The following is a 14,366-nucleotide window of genomic DNA, read 5'->3' as shown; positions in this document are numbered from 1 at the left end:
AGCGGGCTATGCCAGTGGACGTGCAAGTGACCTCGGCGTGGAGTGACACCTGCCTCGCGCGGGCGGATCGGCGCGCCGTCGGTCACATCTTCTTCTCCCTCGTCGTGCTCGGTCTGGTGCTGGCGATCGGGTGGATCTGGCTCACCGTGCTGTCCGTGCCGGTGGTGCTCGAACTGGCCGCGCCGGGGTTGAGGCACTTCTTCACGCGGCGCGGCACGGTGGCGCTGATCGAGCGGTTCCCGTGGCGTCCCGTGTCGGTGGACTTCGTGGCCGGCCGGCGCATCGGGCGGCAGGCCTACCTGCGCGTCGCCGACTCCGAGAAGAACCTGCGGCTGCCCGAGCTGCCGGAACGGGCGCGCGTGCTCGTCCGGCACACCGGGCGGATCTGGATCGCGGGGCCGGACGAGCGCGGACGCGTGGTGGCGATGACGCGGGGACTCGCGTTCCTCACCCGCGGGCGGGTCGTCGACCGCTGACCCAGGCCCGGTGGTGCTTCGCGGGATCGTCGGTGAACGAGACGTGCCGCGGCCGCCAGCCGAGCAGCCGGTGGGCCTTGGCGCTCGACACGAGCTCGTCCTGGTCGGCCGCGACCTGCATGAACCCGCCCGCCTCCGCGGGTTCCAGCCGGATCTGCCCGGTGAACCCAGCGGCTGAGACGGCGATCCGTTGCACCTCCGCCGCGGGCAGGCGCTGGTCGTCGGCGATCACGAACACCTCGTTCTCCGCGCCACGGTCGAGGATGCGGACGTACGCGTCGGCGAGGTCGTCGACGTGCACCCAGCTCCAACGCTTGGCCGTGTCGCCGTAGAACACCGGCGTGCCCTCCTCGGCCGCCGCGAACCACTGCGCGGTCATGGAGGTCGTGGCCGGTCCGCCGTACATGAAGCCGGGCCGTACGACCGTGTGCGCCAAGCCGGATGCCGCCAGCTCGCGTTCCAGGGCGAAGCGGAAGCCGATCGGGCTTTCCGGGTTGCCGGGCGTGTTCTCGTCCATCAGCGGCAGGCCCGTGCGGCCGTAGGCGGAGATGCCGGTCGTGTAGACGACGTGCCGCCGTCGGCCGTCGCGTTGCTCGGCCTGGGCGATCTCGGCGAACAACGTGCGGTCGGTGCCCGCCGGGTCGTCGAGGTCCATGACCAGGTGCACGACGGCGTCGGTGCCGTCGAGGTGGGCGCGCCAGGTGTCGGGCTTCGCGAGGTCGCCCTCGACGGGCGTGACCTCGTCGACGCGCAGGTCGTGGGCGGTCGACGGGTCGCGGGTGAGGCCGAGGACGGTGTGGCCGGCGCGGGCGAGGGCGGCCGAGACGCGGCGCCCGGCATAGCCCGTGGCGCCGGTGACGAGGATCTGCATGGTCTTGCTCCCTGGTCAGGCCGCGAAGAAGCGGGTGAGCGCGTCGGCGGTGGCGTGCGGGTTGTCGGCGGCGTAGGTGTGGGCGGCGTCGGGGATGATCTCGGCGCGGACGTCGGTGGCGGCCTCACGGGCGCCGTTGAGCAGCACGTCCGATGGCAGGCCGTACTCGCCGTGCAGCACGAGCACCGGAATCTCGACCTTGATGCCGGCGCGCGCGTTGCGGCCGTCTTCCGGCACCGTCGCGTAGTGCTCGAACCCGCCACGCATGCCGCCTGGACGCGTGAGGGTGCGCAGCAGCTCGGCGTGGTCGTCCTCGGTGATGCCCCCGCGGACCATCTGCGAGTAGAACCAGTCGAGATACTGCTCCTCGCGACCCTCGACGAGCTTCGCCGCGAACTCGCTCTGCGCGTGGAACCCGAAGTGCCACAGGTACGACAGGTGCTCCTCCAGGCCGAAGCCGGGCAGGTAGCACTCGCTGAGAACCAGCCGGGTCACGTCCCGCGGGTGGCGCTGCGCCCAGGCGTGGACGGTCATCGTGCCGACATCGGCACCGACCACGAACGCGTTCTCGTGGCCGAGGTGGTGCAGGAGCTCGTGCAGGTCGTCGGCCTCGGCCTGCTTGGTCCAGTGCCCGTCGGGGATCGACGAGTCGCCGGAGCCGCGCAGGTCCGGTGCGAGGACCCGGAAACCGCGCGCCGCCAGCAACGGCAGCAGTGCGCGGAACTCGATCCAGCTGAACGGCCAGCCGTGCACGAGCACGACCAACGGCCCCTCGCCGCCGATCACGTAGTGCAGGTTGACGCCGTTGACCTCGGCGTACGCGTGCTCGAACCCCTCCGGCGCCTGCGCTGGAGACGTCATGCGATCACTCCTTAGCTTGCTTGCCTAAGCAAGGAATCTGTCCTGCAACGAATACAGGCGATTGCTTAACCAGGCAAGTAATCTGTGAGCGTGACCGCACTCGCCCCGTTGTCGTCCGACGAAACGCAGCTCTGGCAGAGCCTCGGCCGCCTGGTGCACGCGCTGCCCCGCGCGCTGGAGGACGACATGTCCCGCACCGGCGTGACGATGACCGAGTTCGCCGTGTTGCTGCTGCTGAGCGAGGCGCCCGGCCGCCGGCTGCGGATGTCCGCACTCGCCGCGCAGGCCGGGCTGACGGCGTCGCGGATCACCAGGGTCGTCGACGGGCTCGGCAAGCACGGTCTGGTGCAGAAGGAGCGCCACGGCGAGGACGCGCGCGGCAACGACGCGATCCTGACCGACGAGGGGCTGAAGGTGATGCGCGCGGCCCAGCCGGCCCACCTCGCGAGCGCGCGCAAGCGGGTGCTCGACCAGATCCCGCCCGAGCTGCTGCCGGAGCTGGCCAGGACCGTCACGGCGCTGGCCGACGCGCTCGCCTAGCGACCCGTCGGGATGCCCTCCGCCTCGGCCCACTGCGTGAGGTCGTCCTTGCGCAGCGCCGCCGCCAGCAGTTCCGGGAACTTGTCCGGCGTGCAGGCGAACGCGGGCGCGCCCAGCGCGTGCAGCTTCGCGGCCAGCTCGTGGTCGTAGGCGGGGGTGCCGGAGTCGCTGAGCGCCAGCAGGTTCACGACCGTGACGCCGCTCGCCACCAGTTCGCGGACCCGTCGCTGCAGCTCCGACTCCGAGCCGCCCTCGTACAGGTCGCTGATGATCACGACGACGGTGTCGGTCGGCCTGCGGACCAGCGTCTGGGCGTAGGCGACCGCGCGGTTGATGTCCGTGCCGCCGCCGAGCTGGGCGCTGAACAGCAGGTCGACCGGGTCGCTGAGCTGGTCGGTCAGGTCGGCGACCTCGGTGTCGAACACCACGAGCTTCGTCGAGATCGAGCGGATCGACGCGAGCGCCGACCCGAGCACGGCCGCGTGCACCAGCGAGTCCGCCATCGAGCCCGACTGGTCGACGAGCAGGACCACGTCCCGCATCGCCGCCGTCCGGCTGCGCCTGCGGTGGCCGATCAGGTCCTCGACGATCACCGTCCTGTGCTGCGGCTGGTAGTTCTTGAGGTTCGCCTTGATCGTGGTCGCCCAGTCGACGTCCGGCAGCTGCGGCCGGTGCGTGCGCTTCGAGCGGTCGACGGCGCCGCGCACGGCCTCGACGAGCCGGTCGGTCAGACGCCGCTCGATGTCCTCGACCACCTTGCGCACCACGGCCTTCGCGGTGTCGCGGGTGCGGGCCGGGATGGCGCGGGAGAGCTGGAGCAGGGTGCTGACGAGGTTCACGTCCGGCTCGACGGCCTGCAGCAGTTCGGGCTCCAGCAGCAGCTGCTTGAGACCGAGCTTCTCCACCGCGTCGCGTTGCATCACCTGCACGACGGACGTGGGGAAGTACTTGCGGACGTCGCCCAGCCACCTGTGCAACTGCGGCGAGCTGGCGCCCAGCCCGGCACCCCTGTCGCCACCGCCGCCGTAGAGGCCCGTGAGCGCGCCATCGCGCCGTTGGTCGTCCTCGCCCAGCTCGGACACGTCCTCGGCGCTCGGGCCCAGCAGCAGCCGCCAGCGCCTGAGTCGTTCAGCGGGCATTTCCGGGGTCATTTGAGGGCCGCTGCCACTTCTTCGGCCGCACGCACGACGTGAGGGCCGACGATGTCCGCGTCGAGCTTCTCCAGTGCCACGACACCCACGGACGCGCGTAGGCCGGGAACGCCGCGCACGGGTGCCGCGACGCCGAACGCGTTCGGCTGCAGTTCGCCCGCGGACGCGACCCAGGTGTCCGTCGGCTGCGAGATGGCCTTGCCGGCCGCCCCGCGGTGCACCGGGTGGCGCGAACCCACCCGGTACGCGACGTGGAACGCGGTCCACGACGGTTCGACGACGGCGACGGCCTGGGCCTCGCTGCCGTCCGCGACGGTCAGGTGCGCGGTGGCGCCGACCTTCTCCGCGAGCTCGCGCAGAGCCGGGTTGGCCGCCATCCGCAGCTGCGGCAGGACGTTCGAGGCGAGCCGGAGCACGCCCAGGCCGAGCCGCACCTTCGAGCCCTCGCGGCGCACCAGCCCGCGTGCCTGCAACGGCACGAGCAACCGGTACACCGCGGCCCTGGACGCGCCGATGGCCGTGGCGAGCTCCGAGATCGACGGTGCCTCGGACTCCGCCTCAGCGACAGCCTGGAGGAGCGCCAGACCCCGTTCCAGGGTCAGCGAGCTCTCCTTCGTCGCTCCGACCATCACGCACTCCGAATCGTGCCCACCACCTCGGCGAGACCCACCACGGAACCGCCCTCACCGGGAGCGGTCGCGGTCAGCCTGACCGTGTCGCCGTCTTCCAGGAAGGACCTCGTGGAGCCGTCGTCGAGCTTGAACGGTTCCTTGCCACCCCAGCTGAGCTCGAGGAACGAGCCGCGCTCGTCCTTCTCCGGTCCGGAGACCGTGCCGGACGCGAACAGATCACCTGGGCGCACCGTAGCCCCGTTCACCGTCATGTGGGCGAGCTGTTGCACAAACGACCACGACATTTCCCGGAACGGGGGTCGCGAGACGATCGTGTCGTTCAGCTCGACCGTGATGGTGATGTCCAGGCCCCACGGCTGGTCGGACGTCAGGTAGTCGTGCACCTTGTTCGGCAGCGGCGGCGTCGGGACGCGGGCAACCGAGAACGCTTCGAGCGGCGTGATCCACGCGCCGATCGACGTGGCGAACGATTTGGCCAGGAACGGGCCGAGCGGCTGGTACTCCCACGCCTGGATGTCGCGCGCCGACCAGTCGTTGACCAGCGCGACGCCGAAGACGTGCTCGGCCGCGCGGCTGGTCGAGACGTTCGCGGCCACGGGGCCACCGCAGACGAAGCCGACCTCGGCCTCGATGTCGAGCCGCTCCGAGGGGCCGAACTTCGGGCCCTCGCTGCCGCGCTTCTGGCCGTTGGGCCGCTTGATGTCGGTGCCGGAGACGTACACCGTGCCCGCGCGGCCGTGGTAGCCGATCGGGAGGTGCGTCCAGTTCGGCGTGAGCGCGTCGCCGTCCGGGCGGAACATGCGGCCGACGTTCTCGGCGTGGTGCCTGCTCGAGTAGAAGTCCACGTAGTCGCCGACGGTGAACGGCAGCTTCGCGGTCTCGATCCCGACCAGCTCGGCGCCCTTGGGGGCGGAGCTCGCCGAGACGATCTCGCGCAGCTTGGCCCGCAGCACGCTCCAGATCGGCCGGCCCGCGTTCAGCAGCGGGTCGAGCGAGTCGCCCTGGACGAACTCGCTGCACTTGCCCAGCGCGAGGCTCTTCAGGAGCAACGCCCGGCCGCCGACGCGGACGGCCACGCCCCCGTCGACGACGCCGTAGGGCAGGGTCTGCGGTCCGAACGGCTGGTCCTCGGTGAAGTCCGGGTCGCTGATCCAGCTCACAGCAGTCCAAGCTCCTCGAGGTCGGCGACCGGTTCGGCGAGCGAGCACGAGCCGTAGCTCGCGAACACCCCGCGGACGGCGTGCGCCGCCTGGTCGCTGAGCGCCTTGGCCTCGGCGGTGAGCGCCTCGGCGTCGGTGCTCGCGAGGGCCTCGCGGACGTCGCGGCCGCTCAGGCTGCGCGCCGTGGCGACGAGCAGGTTCAGGAAGCCGTGGTGGGTGAAGCCCTGCTCGTCGGTGTAGCGGACGGCCTTGTGCAGGCCGGCGGTCGCCTTGAACGCGACACCGCCACCGCTCACGACGGCCAGGAAGTCGGCGACCTCCTCGACGCTGGGGAAGTTCTCGGTGCTCAGGCCACCGCAGCGGAGCTTGGGCCAGCTGCCGTGCTCGATCACCCTGCGGACGCCGTCGAGCCACTCGGCTCCACCGCGGCGGGGTTCGACGACGCGGATGACGTCCTCGGGGACGAACTCCGACACGCGCTCGAGCCACACCTCGTCCACATCGGACGGTGCGGGCATCTCGACCATGCGCAGGGCCAGGAGCTCGCTGCGGCTCTCGACGATGGACACGGCCTTCGGCACGCCGCCGAGACCCGTGTCGATCACGAGGGACAGCGCGATCGGCTTCGGTGGTTTGACCTTGATGAGCTCGGTGATCAGTTCGGCGAGACGCGAGGCGGGGCACAGGAAAAGACCCATGACGCCGGACCACTCGCCGACTCGTCCGTCGAGGTGACCGCGCACCGCGTCGGACATCGACGCGTTCCCCGGAGGGAACAGCGCGGCATCGTCCACAAGCCTCGCGAGCAGGGGCGGAGTACCGCGCGGACCGGGCGCACGGAGTTCGACAGCGCTTGACACGGCTGACACGCTAGCCGGGTATCGGTAAGTGAACAAAGATGTCCGATAAACGGACGCCCCAGAGACAGTTTTCGGAGACGTCATGGCCCACTACCGCCAGGTCGGGGAGATCCCCCGGAAGCGCCACACCCAGTTCCGCAAACCGGACGGTGGGCTCTACGCGGAAGAGCTCATGGGAGTCGAGGGGTTCTCGGCCGACTCGGCCCTGCTCTACCACCGTTATTTGCCGACCGCGATCGTGAACGCGGAGACGGTGAAGGACGAGCGCGGGGTGGTCTCCCCGAACCTGCCGCTGAAGCCGCGCGCGTTCAAGACGCAGGACCTGACCTGGGCTTCCGACGAGGTCGACGCGGTGACCGGGCGGCGGAAGCTGTTCGGCAACCCGGACGTGACCATCGGTTTCGTGGTGGCCACCGCGCCGTCGCCGTTGTACCGCAACGCCTTCGGCGACGAGCTGCTGTACGTGCAGAGCGGGTCGGGCGTCATCGAGACGATCTACGGCGCGCTGGAGGTCGCGGACGGCGACTACGTCGTGATCCCGACGTCGTGCACGTACCGGGTGGTGCCGGCAGCGCCGATGTCGTTGCTGGTGCTGGAGGCGACGGGGCACATCGGGCCGCCCAAGCGGTACCTGTCGAAGGCCGGCCAGTTCCTGGAGCACTCGCCGTACTGCGAGCGGGACGTCCGCGGTCCGGTGGAGCCGTTGCTGGTCGAGGGGACCGACGTCGACGTGCTCGTGCGGCACCGGGCGGGGCTGACCAGGTTCACCTACGCCAACCACCCGTTCGACGTGGTGGGCTGGGACGGGCACCTGTACCCGTGGGCGTTCAACATCCGCGACTTCGAGCCGATCACCGGCCGCGTGCACCAGCCGCCGCCCGTGCACCAGACGTTCGAGGGCCCGAACTTCGTCGTGTGCTCGTTCGTGCCGCGCAAGGTGGACTACCACCCGCTGGCCGTGCCGGTGCCGTACAACCACGCGAACGTCGACTCGGACGAGCTGATGTTCTACGTCGGCGGCAACTACGAGGCCCGCAAGGGGTCGGGCATCGGGATCGGCTCCCTCTCGCTGCACCCGTCCGGCTGCACGCACGGACCGCAGCCGGGAGCTGTCGAGGCGTCGCTGGGCGTGGACTACTTCGACGAGACCGCGGTCATGGTCGACACCTTCCGCCCGCTGGAGCTCGGCGAGGCGGCGGAGGCCTGTGAGGACCCGGCGTACGCCTGGACTTGGGCCCGTCGCGGTCCGGCCTGATTTTCTGTCGGAGGTCCTCGCTACTTTGGTCTCGTGAGGACACGAGCCGTTCCGACGCGCTGGCAGGGCCTGGGCAAGGCCCTGCCGGTGCTGTGGGGCCTCTACACGGGCTCCGGCTCCGTGCCGTACCGCGTGTGCGTCGACCTGGCCGCGGGCTCGGCCAAGTGCAGCTGCCCGTCCCGCAAGTTCCCCTGCAAGCACGCCATCTCGCTGCAGGAGCTCGACCTCCCCGACGCGCTGCCGCCCGACTGGGTGGAGGAGTGGACCCAGCGCCGCGCGGCGCGTGAGCTCGACTCGTCGCCGGAGGCCGTCGCCCGGCGGCAGCGCGCTCGGGAGAAGACCGCCGACCGCAGGGCCGCGGCGATGTCGTCGGGCATCGACGGCCTGCGCGACTGGCTGCTCGACGTGGCGTCGGCGGGCGTCGCGTCGCTGCCGGGCCGCCCGGCCTCGTGGTGGCAGGCGTTCATCGCGCGCATGATCGACGCCCAGGTCCCCGGCGTGGCCGGTGCCGTGGCCGAGATCCAGGAGATCGTGGCGCGCTCGGGCCCGCGCTGGACCTCCGACGTGGCCGACCGCCTCGGCGGCCTGCACCTGCTCTGCTTCGTCCAGCCGCGCTCCCGCCTGGGCGTGACGGTCCCGGAGGAGACCGTGCGCGCCACGCCGGGCGTGTTCGACCGCTGGGTGGCCCTGCTGCGCCTGGAGACCGACGATGGCCGCGTCCGCACCGTCCGCCAGTGGTGCTGGGGCCGGGAGTCCGGGCACTGGGTGGTCGCCATCCGCCACTCGGCCGTGGGCGCCCCCGTACCGCTGCTGCCGCACGGCCTGGAGTCCTCCGCCCTGGTCCACCCCTACCCGGGGTCCGACCGCGTCGCCCTGGGCGATCTGGAGGGCTCGAAGACCCCGGACCCGGTGCCCGCACCGGACTCGTGGCGCGCCGCCCTGGCCTCCCTGGAGCCGATGCTGGTGGCCGACCCGTGGCAACGCCTGTTCCCGCTCGGCTGCGCCGCCGTCCGGCTCTGCGGCGGCTCGCTGGCCGACGGCTCGGGCCACGCGCTGCCGGTGCGCGACGACAGCGGCCTGGACATGGCGCTGGCGCTGACGGGCGGCGTGCCGTTCGACGCGTGGGGGCTGTGGGACGGCCACGCGCTGCGGCTGGGCGCGATCACGGTGGACGGCAAGCTGGAGGTGGTCGCGTGACCGCCGTCGAGACCCGCGGCTCCGCCTCGGCCCGCCGGGTTCTCACCGACCGGCGTCCGTGCGCACCGACGGCGCCTGCGTTCGGGCGGCTTCGCCCCGCTCGCGAGCCGAACCGGGCAGGAGGCGCGGTTGGGCCGGCATCTCGCGTCCGCCGCGAGGTCCCGGAGTCGAGCGGTGTCCGCCGGGTCGCGCTCGCCCCACCCCGCGCCGCAACGTCGCTCGGCACCTCGGCGCGTCTCCCGGTTGCGCGGTTCCGCCGCGCCTCCCGCCCCGGCCTCGCGTCGCCCTGCCACGTCCTCTGCACCCCGGAGGTGGTTGCGTGAAGGCCGACTGGTCCGCCACCGTCCAGAACCTCCTCATCGGCACGGCGAGGGGCGGCGGCGACCCGACCGAGCTCCTCTCCGCCTGCGCCGCCCTCGGCGTGGCCGCGTTCGGCGCCACGCTGCCGCCGGCGGCGCAGGCCGACCCCGTGCCGCTCGCCCCGGTCGAGACCGCCGTGTTCCCGCGCCCGGCCGCGAAGGCCGTCCTCGAAGCGATCATGAGCCTCGACGACGAGGTCCTGCTCACCGAGTGGTGCGCGCTGGCCAAGGCCGGTGGCGTCGTCGCCGAGCACCGCATGCTGCCCGCCCTGCTCGCCCTCGGCACCGCGCGGCCGGGTCTCCGTGCCGCCGTGGTCGAGGTGCTGGGCGTCCGGGGGCGCTGGCTCGCGAACACCCGCCCCGGCTGGTCCTGGGCGAGCGGGCAGGCGCCGCTCGTCGACGAGGTGCCGCTGGAGGAGATCCTCGACCTGCCCAGCGCCCAGCGGGTCAGGGCGCTGCGCCGCAAGCGCAAGGCCGATCCGCTCGGGGTCGGCGGGTTCATCGTCAGCGAGTTCGAGGCCTCCCGTCGTTCGGCCGACCGCCAGGTGCTGGTCAGCGCGCTGGAGACCGGTCTCAACGAGCAGGACGAGCGGCTGCTCGAAGCGGCGCTCGACGACCGGGCGGCGGCCGTGCACGACGAGGCACTGCGGCTCCTGCGCAAGCTGCGGCGCACGCGGTTGGCCGCTCGCGCCGCCCATCGGCTGCGGCACGGCCTCCGGCTCACGGCCGACGGTCTCGACGTGCGGCCGGACGAGCTGTGGACGCGGCCGGCCGACGCGCAGGAGGAGCGCGACCTCATGCGCGACGGGTCCGAGAAGGGCGTGGCCGGGCGCATCCGGGCGGCGGCCGCGAGCGTGCCGCCGTCGTACTGGACCTCGACGCTCAAGGCCGACGACGCCAAGGCCGCCGGCATCCTCCGCAGGGGGCCGTGGGCCGCCGCGTTGCTGAGAGGTGCCGCGGACCAGCTCGCCGCCGCGCAGGACCCACGTCCGTGGGCCGTCGCGGCCGCCGAGACGCTGACCGGCATGGAGCAGCTCGAGATGCTCGCGGCGCTGCCGGCCGAGGTCGCCGAGCAGGCGGTCGTGGCCGTGTCGAAGAACTGGCACTACGACCTGCTCGACCACGCGTGCTCCCAGCTGCCGGCGCCCTGGTCGCCGGAGACCACCCGCGCGTTGCTGCACCGCTACGCCGCCCTGCCCGACCCGCGCTGGCGGTCCGGCAGGCCGCCCAACGTGCTGCTGGCTCGGGGCGACGCCGACCTGCTCGGCGCCAGCTGGGAGGCTCTGACCCGTCGCTGGCCGGAGAGCTCCCTGGAGCTGGAGGTCCTCGGACTCCGGATCCGCCTGCGCGAATCGTTCGCACCACCGACCCAGGAGGTCCCGTGACCGCCGTGCTCAGGCCGACGGCCGAACAGCAGTACGCCGCCGAGCTGGAGGCCGTCGCGGCGCAGGACGACCGGCAGCGGCCGCCGAACTGGCGCCTGTCGCCGCAGGCCGTGGTGACGTACGTGCTCGGCGGCACGCTGGCGGACGGCACGGTGATCACGCCGAAGTACGTCGGCTCTCGGCGGCTCGTCGAGGTCGCGGTCGGCACGCTCGTCACGGACAGGGCGCTGCTGCTCGTGGGGGTGCCGGGCACGGCCAAGTCGTGGCTGTCCGAGCACCTCGCGGCGGCGATCAGCGGCGACTCGACGCTGGTGGTGCAGGGCACCGCCGGCACGAGCGAGGACCAGGTCCGCTACGGCTGGAACTACGCCCGCCTGATCGCCGAGGGCCCGAGCGAGAACGCGCTGGTGCCGAGCCCGGTGATGAAGGGCATGCGGCAGGGGTCGGTGGTCAGGGTCGAGGAGCTGACCCGCATGCCGTCCGAGGTGCAGGACTCGTTCATCACGATCCTCAGCGAGAAGTCGCTGCCGGTGCCGGAGCTGAGCTCGCAGGTCCAGGCCGTGCCGGGGTTCACGGTCATCGCGACGGCCAACGACCGCGACCGCGGCGTCAACCAGATGTCGTCGGCGCTCGCCCGGCGCTTCAACACCGTCGTGCTGCCGCCGCCCGCGACCGAGGACGCCGAGGTCGAGATCGTCGTCACGCGCGCGCAGCAGCTCGGCAAGGCGCTGCAGCTGCCAGCCGAACCGCCCGCGCTCGACGAGGTGCGCCGGGTCGTGCGGATCTTCCGCGAGCTGCGCGGCGGGTCCACGGTGGACGGTCGCACGCAGCTGAAGAAGCCGAGCGGCAGCCTGTCCACGGCCGAGGCCATCTCGGTCATCGCGAACGGCATGGCGCTCGCCGGGCACTTCGGCGACGGCACGCTGGGCGCGGACGAGCTGGCGAGCGGGCTCATCGGGTCGGTGATCAAGGACAGGGTGTCGGACGCGACGGTGTGGCAGGAGTACCTGGAGACGGTGCTGAAGGAGCGCGCCGAGTGGCGCGACCTCTACCGGGCCTGCCTGGACGTCAGCGGTGCCTAGAACGGGCGCTGACGTGGGCACCGAGCCGGTCCTGCTCGGCATCCGGCACCACGGACCGGGCTCGGCCAGGATGGTCCGGCGGGCGCTGGAGCAGACCCGGCCGGCGCTCGTCCTGATCGAGGGCCCACCCGAGGCGGACGGGCTCCTGGAGCACGTCCACGCCCTCACGCCGCCGGTCGCGATCCTGCTGCACGACGAGACCGACCCCGAGAACGCCGCGTTCTGGCCGTTCGCGGAGTTCTCGCCGGAGTGGCAGGCCCTGCGCTACGCCGACGAGAACGGCACCACCGCCCGGTTCTTCGACCTGCCGGCCGCGGCGTCGATCGGCGACGACGGCCCGAGCGGGAACGTCGACCCCATCGGCCTGCTCGCCGAGGCCGCCGGTTTCGACGACCCGGAGCGCTGGTGGGAGGACGTCGTCGAGCACAGTGCGACCGACCCGCTCGACCTCGCCGACGCCATCGCCGAGGCCATGGTGGCGGTGCGCGGCGAGTTCGAGGCCGAGGTCGGCGAACGCACCCTGCGACGGGAAGCGTTCATGCGTCAGACGATCCGCAAGGCGCGCAAGGAGACCGACGGCCCGATCGTGGTCGTGTGCGGTGCCTGGCACGTCCCGGCGCTGATGACCAAACCGACCGTCGCCGCGGACACGGCGTTGCTGAAGGGCCTGCGGCGCCGCAAGATCTCCGGCACCTGGGTCCCGTGGAGCCACGGCCAGCTCGCCGCGGAGTCGGGCTACGGCGCGGGCGTCGACTCGCCGGGCTGGTACGCGCATCTGTGGCAGCACCAGGACGACGTGGTGCCGCGCTGGTTCGCCAAGGCCGCCGCGGTGCTGCGGGAGGAGGACCTGCCGGCGTCGACCGCGAGCGCCGTGGAAGCCGTCCGGCTCGCGGAGACCCTGGCCGCGCTCAGGGAACGCCCGAGCGCCGGGCTGAGCGAGGTGAACGAGGCCGCGCTCGCGGTGCTGTGCGGCGGCGAGGAGATCCACCTCCGGCTGGTGCACCGCAAGCTCGTCGTCGGCGAACGCCTCGGCGAGGTCGGCGATGCCGTCCCGCGCTCCCCGCTCGCGGCGGATCTCCAACGCCTGCAACGACGACTGCGCCTGCCCGCGGACGTCCAGCCCAAGCAGCTCAAGCTCGACCTGCGCAAGGACACCGACCGCGAACGCTCGAAACTCCTGCAGCGGCTGGACGTTCTCGGCGTCCCGTGGGGCAAGCAGGACCGCTCCAACTCGCTCGGCACGTTCGCCGAGACCTGGCAGCTGCGCTGGGACCCGGTCTTCGCGGTGTCCGTCGCGGTCGCCGCGCGCCACGGCACGACGGTCCACACGGCCGCCGAGAACGTCCTGACCCAGGCCGCCAAGGACGCCGCGCGGGTGGCCGACGCCGCCGCGACGCTGACCAGGTCCGTGGGCTGTGAGCTGCCGAAGGCCGTCACCGAGGCTCGCAACGCGCTCGACCGGACCGCCGCCATGGCCACCGACGCCCTCGAACTCCTGGCGGCCCTGCCCGATCTCGCCCGCACGGTCCGCTACGGCTCGGTCCGCGGCACCGACCCGGAGCTGCTGCGCGTCGCCCTGCACGGCCTGCTCACCCGAGGCGCGGTCGGCCTCCCGATCGCCTGCCGCGGCATCGACGACGAGACGGCCGAGAACGCGCTCGCCACGATCGACGGCGCCCACGAGGCCACCCGCCTCGCCGCCGACGAGGACCACCAGAAGACCTGGTGGCGAGCGCTCCACGCGGTGGTCAAGGGCGAGGCGCACGGCCTGCCGACGGGCAGGGCGACCAGGCTGCTCTGGGAGGCGGGGGAGCTGACCAGCGACGACGTGGCCGCCCGCCTGCACCGCAGCGTCGCCACGTCGTTCGTGGCGGGCTTCCTGCGCGGCTCGGCCACCCTGCTGGCGGCCGACCCGCGCCTGTTCGGGCTCATCGACGAGTGGCTGACGGGCCTGCGCGGCGAGGCGTTCGACGACGCCCTGCCGTTGCTGCGCCGGGCGATCACCGACTTCACGCCCGCCGAGCGGCGCCTGCTCGGCGAACGCGTCGTGGCCGGTCAGACCCCCGCGCCCGCCGAGGACGACGAGTGGGACCCGGAGATCGCGCACCGGCTCGCGGAGCACGTCCGGAGCCTGCTGGCCTGAGTTTGGCGACCGGCGGATCCGGTGATCCTCCAGCCGTGACCGCACCGGAAGAAGACCTCGCCACGCCGGCCGCCGACGACCTCGCGGCACCGGCCGAGACCGACCGCGCCGCCGCGGACGAGCCGCGCCGCACGACGTCGGACGAGATCCACCTGACGCCGCCGGACGAGAGCCGCCTCGACGAGTCGCAGCAGCTCATCGACGAGGCCAAGAAGATCGCCCACGACCTGCGCGAAGAGGTCCCGGACACCACGCCGGAACCGCCGCGCGAAGAAGGCTCCCCGGCGAACTAGTGGCGCGTCTCGGAACGTCGGCGAGGTAATCCACGCTCAGCAGGGCACCTCGCGGCACCCGAGCAACGCCCACACACGAACACACCCAGAGAAAGGGGGTG

Annotated in this window: 14 protein-coding genes; 8 read left to right on the top strand and 6 right to left on the bottom strand. The window is 72.5% G+C overall.

Translation table 11 applies throughout. The annotated features are described in order from the left end of the window. Positions 1-20: 20 nt before the first annotated feature. Entirely contained in the window at positions 21-476 is a 456-nt protein-coding gene (locus tag ACFWV3_RS39350; protein ID WP_382419030.1) for a hypothetical protein, read from the top strand. Here ACFWV3_RS39350 and ACFWV3_RS39345 read toward each other — a convergent pair. Beyond that, positions 448-1,347: an NAD-dependent epimerase/dehydratase family protein gene (locus ACFWV3_RS39345; protein ID WP_382419029.1), complete on the bottom strand. Its 900-nt coding sequence runs from the start codon at positions 1,345-1,347 to the stop codon at positions 448-450. The two genes, ACFWV3_RS39350 and ACFWV3_RS39345, sit on opposite strands and share 29 nt — an antisense overlap. 15 nt (positions 1,348-1,362) lie before the next feature. Continuing rightward, complete coding sequence (locus ACFWV3_RS39340; protein ID WP_382419028.1) at positions 1,363-2,208, bottom strand: alpha/beta fold hydrolase; 846 nt, start codon at positions 2,206-2,208, stop codon at positions 1,363-1,365. Positions 2,209-2,298: 90 nt separating this feature from the next. Between ACFWV3_RS39340 and ACFWV3_RS39335 the strand changes: the two genes are divergently transcribed. Further along, positions 2,299-2,748, top strand: a complete 450-nt coding sequence (locus ACFWV3_RS39335; RefSeq protein WP_382419027.1) for a MarR family winged helix-turn-helix transcriptional regulator — start codon at positions 2,299-2,301, stop codon at positions 2,746-2,748. On the opposite strand, the gene ACFWV3_RS39330 is transcribed toward ACFWV3_RS39335, so the two are convergent. The 4 genes from ACFWV3_RS39330 to ACFWV3_RS39315 are packed head-to-tail and all read right to left on the bottom strand — an operon-like array spanning position 2,745 to position 6,551. Beyond that, on the bottom strand, positions 2,745-3,887 hold the full coding sequence (locus tag ACFWV3_RS39330; RefSeq protein WP_382419026.1) for a VWA domain-containing protein: 1,143 nt from the start codon (positions 3,885-3,887) through the stop codon (positions 2,745-2,747). The two genes, ACFWV3_RS39335 and ACFWV3_RS39330, sit on opposite strands and share 4 nt — an antisense overlap. 8 nt (positions 3,888-3,895) lie before the next feature. Next, positions 3,896-4,528 (bottom strand): IclR family transcriptional regulator, encoded by a 633-nt coding sequence (locus ACFWV3_RS39325; protein ID WP_382419025.1) that lies wholly within the window; start codon positions 4,526-4,528, stop codon positions 3,896-3,898. After that, a complete protein-coding gene (locus ACFWV3_RS39320) occupies positions 4,528-5,691 on the bottom strand; it encodes a fumarylacetoacetate hydrolase family protein (protein WP_382419024.1) in 1,164 nt (387 codons plus the stop codon). Before ACFWV3_RS39320 ends, ACFWV3_RS39325 begins: the two co-directional genes overlap by 1 nt. Further along, positions 5,688-6,551 carry a hypothetical protein gene (locus tag ACFWV3_RS39315; RefSeq protein WP_382419023.1) on the bottom strand — a complete coding sequence of 288 codons (864 nt, stop codon included), beginning with the start codon at positions 6,549-6,551 and terminating at the stop codon, positions 5,688-5,690. Before ACFWV3_RS39315 ends, ACFWV3_RS39320 begins: the two co-directional genes overlap by 4 nt. A gap of 82 nt (positions 6,552-6,633) precedes the next feature. On the opposite strand from ACFWV3_RS39315, the gene ACFWV3_RS39310 reads away from it, so the two are divergent. The 6 genes from ACFWV3_RS39310 to ACFWV3_RS39285 all read left to right on the top strand — a co-directional run bounded on the left by ACFWV3_RS39310 (position 6,634) and on the right by ACFWV3_RS39285 (position 14,265). Further along, positions 6,634-7,806: a homogentisate 1,2-dioxygenase gene (locus tag ACFWV3_RS39310; RefSeq protein ID WP_382419022.1), complete on the top strand. Its 1,173-nt coding sequence runs from the start codon at positions 6,634-6,636 to the stop codon at positions 7,804-7,806. A 33-nt stretch (positions 7,807-7,839) separates the two neighbouring features. Further along, positions 7,840-9,003: an SWIM zinc finger family protein gene (locus ACFWV3_RS39305; protein WP_382419021.1), complete on the top strand. Its 1,164-nt coding sequence runs from the start codon at positions 7,840-7,842 to the stop codon at positions 9,001-9,003. Between the two features lie 319 nt (positions 9,004-9,322). Continuing rightward, positions 9,323-10,747 (top strand): DUF5691 domain-containing protein, encoded by a 1,425-nt coding sequence (locus ACFWV3_RS39300; RefSeq protein ID WP_382419020.1) that lies wholly within the window; start codon positions 9,323-9,325, stop codon positions 10,745-10,747. After that, positions 10,744-11,829: an AAA family ATPase gene (locus tag ACFWV3_RS39295; protein WP_382419019.1), complete on the top strand. Its 1,086-nt coding sequence runs from the start codon at positions 10,744-10,746 to the stop codon at positions 11,827-11,829. Before ACFWV3_RS39300 ends, ACFWV3_RS39295 begins: the two co-directional genes overlap by 4 nt. A 13-nt stretch (positions 11,830-11,842) precedes the next feature. Beyond that, complete coding sequence (locus ACFWV3_RS39290; protein ID WP_382419018.1) at positions 11,843-13,972, top strand: DUF5682 family protein; 2,130 nt, start codon at positions 11,843-11,845, stop codon at positions 13,970-13,972. Positions 13,973-14,007: 35 nt separating this feature from the next. After that, a complete protein-coding gene (locus ACFWV3_RS39285; RefSeq protein WP_382419017.1) occupies positions 14,008-14,265 on the top strand; it encodes a hypothetical protein in 258 nt (85 codons plus the stop codon). Positions 14,266-14,366 lie beyond the last annotated feature (101 nt).

This window comes from Lentzea sp. NPDC059081 (genome assembly GCF_042738015.1).
GTDB lineage: Bacteria > Actinomycetota > Actinomycetes > Mycobacteriales > Pseudonocardiaceae > Lentzea.
Note: the sequence above shows the minus strand (reverse complement) of the source record. Positions and strands in the feature narration are given on the sequence as shown.

What these genes read in the sequence shown, in the direction of transcription:
- ACFWV3_RS39340 (WP_382419028.1), bottom strand. Translation starts at nt 2,208, where the DNA reads ATGACGTCTCCAGCGCAGGCGCCGGAGGGGTTCGAGCACGCGTACGCC.
- ACFWV3_RS39330 (WP_382419026.1), bottom strand. Translation starts at nt 3,887, where the DNA reads ATGCCCGCTGAACGACTCAGGCGCTGGCGGCTGCTGCTGGGCCCGAGC.
- ACFWV3_RS39345 (WP_382419029.1), bottom strand. Translation starts at nt 1,347, where the DNA reads ATGCAGATCCTCGTCACCGGCGCCACGGGCTATGCCGGGCGCCGCGTC.
- ACFWV3_RS39310 (WP_382419022.1), top strand. Translation starts at nt 6,634, where the DNA reads ATGGCCCACTACCGCCAGGTCGGGGAGATCCCCCGGAAGCGCCACACC.
- ACFWV3_RS39325 (WP_382419025.1), bottom strand. Translation starts at nt 4,528, where the DNA reads ATGGTCGGAGCGACGAAGGAGAGCTCGCTGACCCTGGAACGGGGTCTG.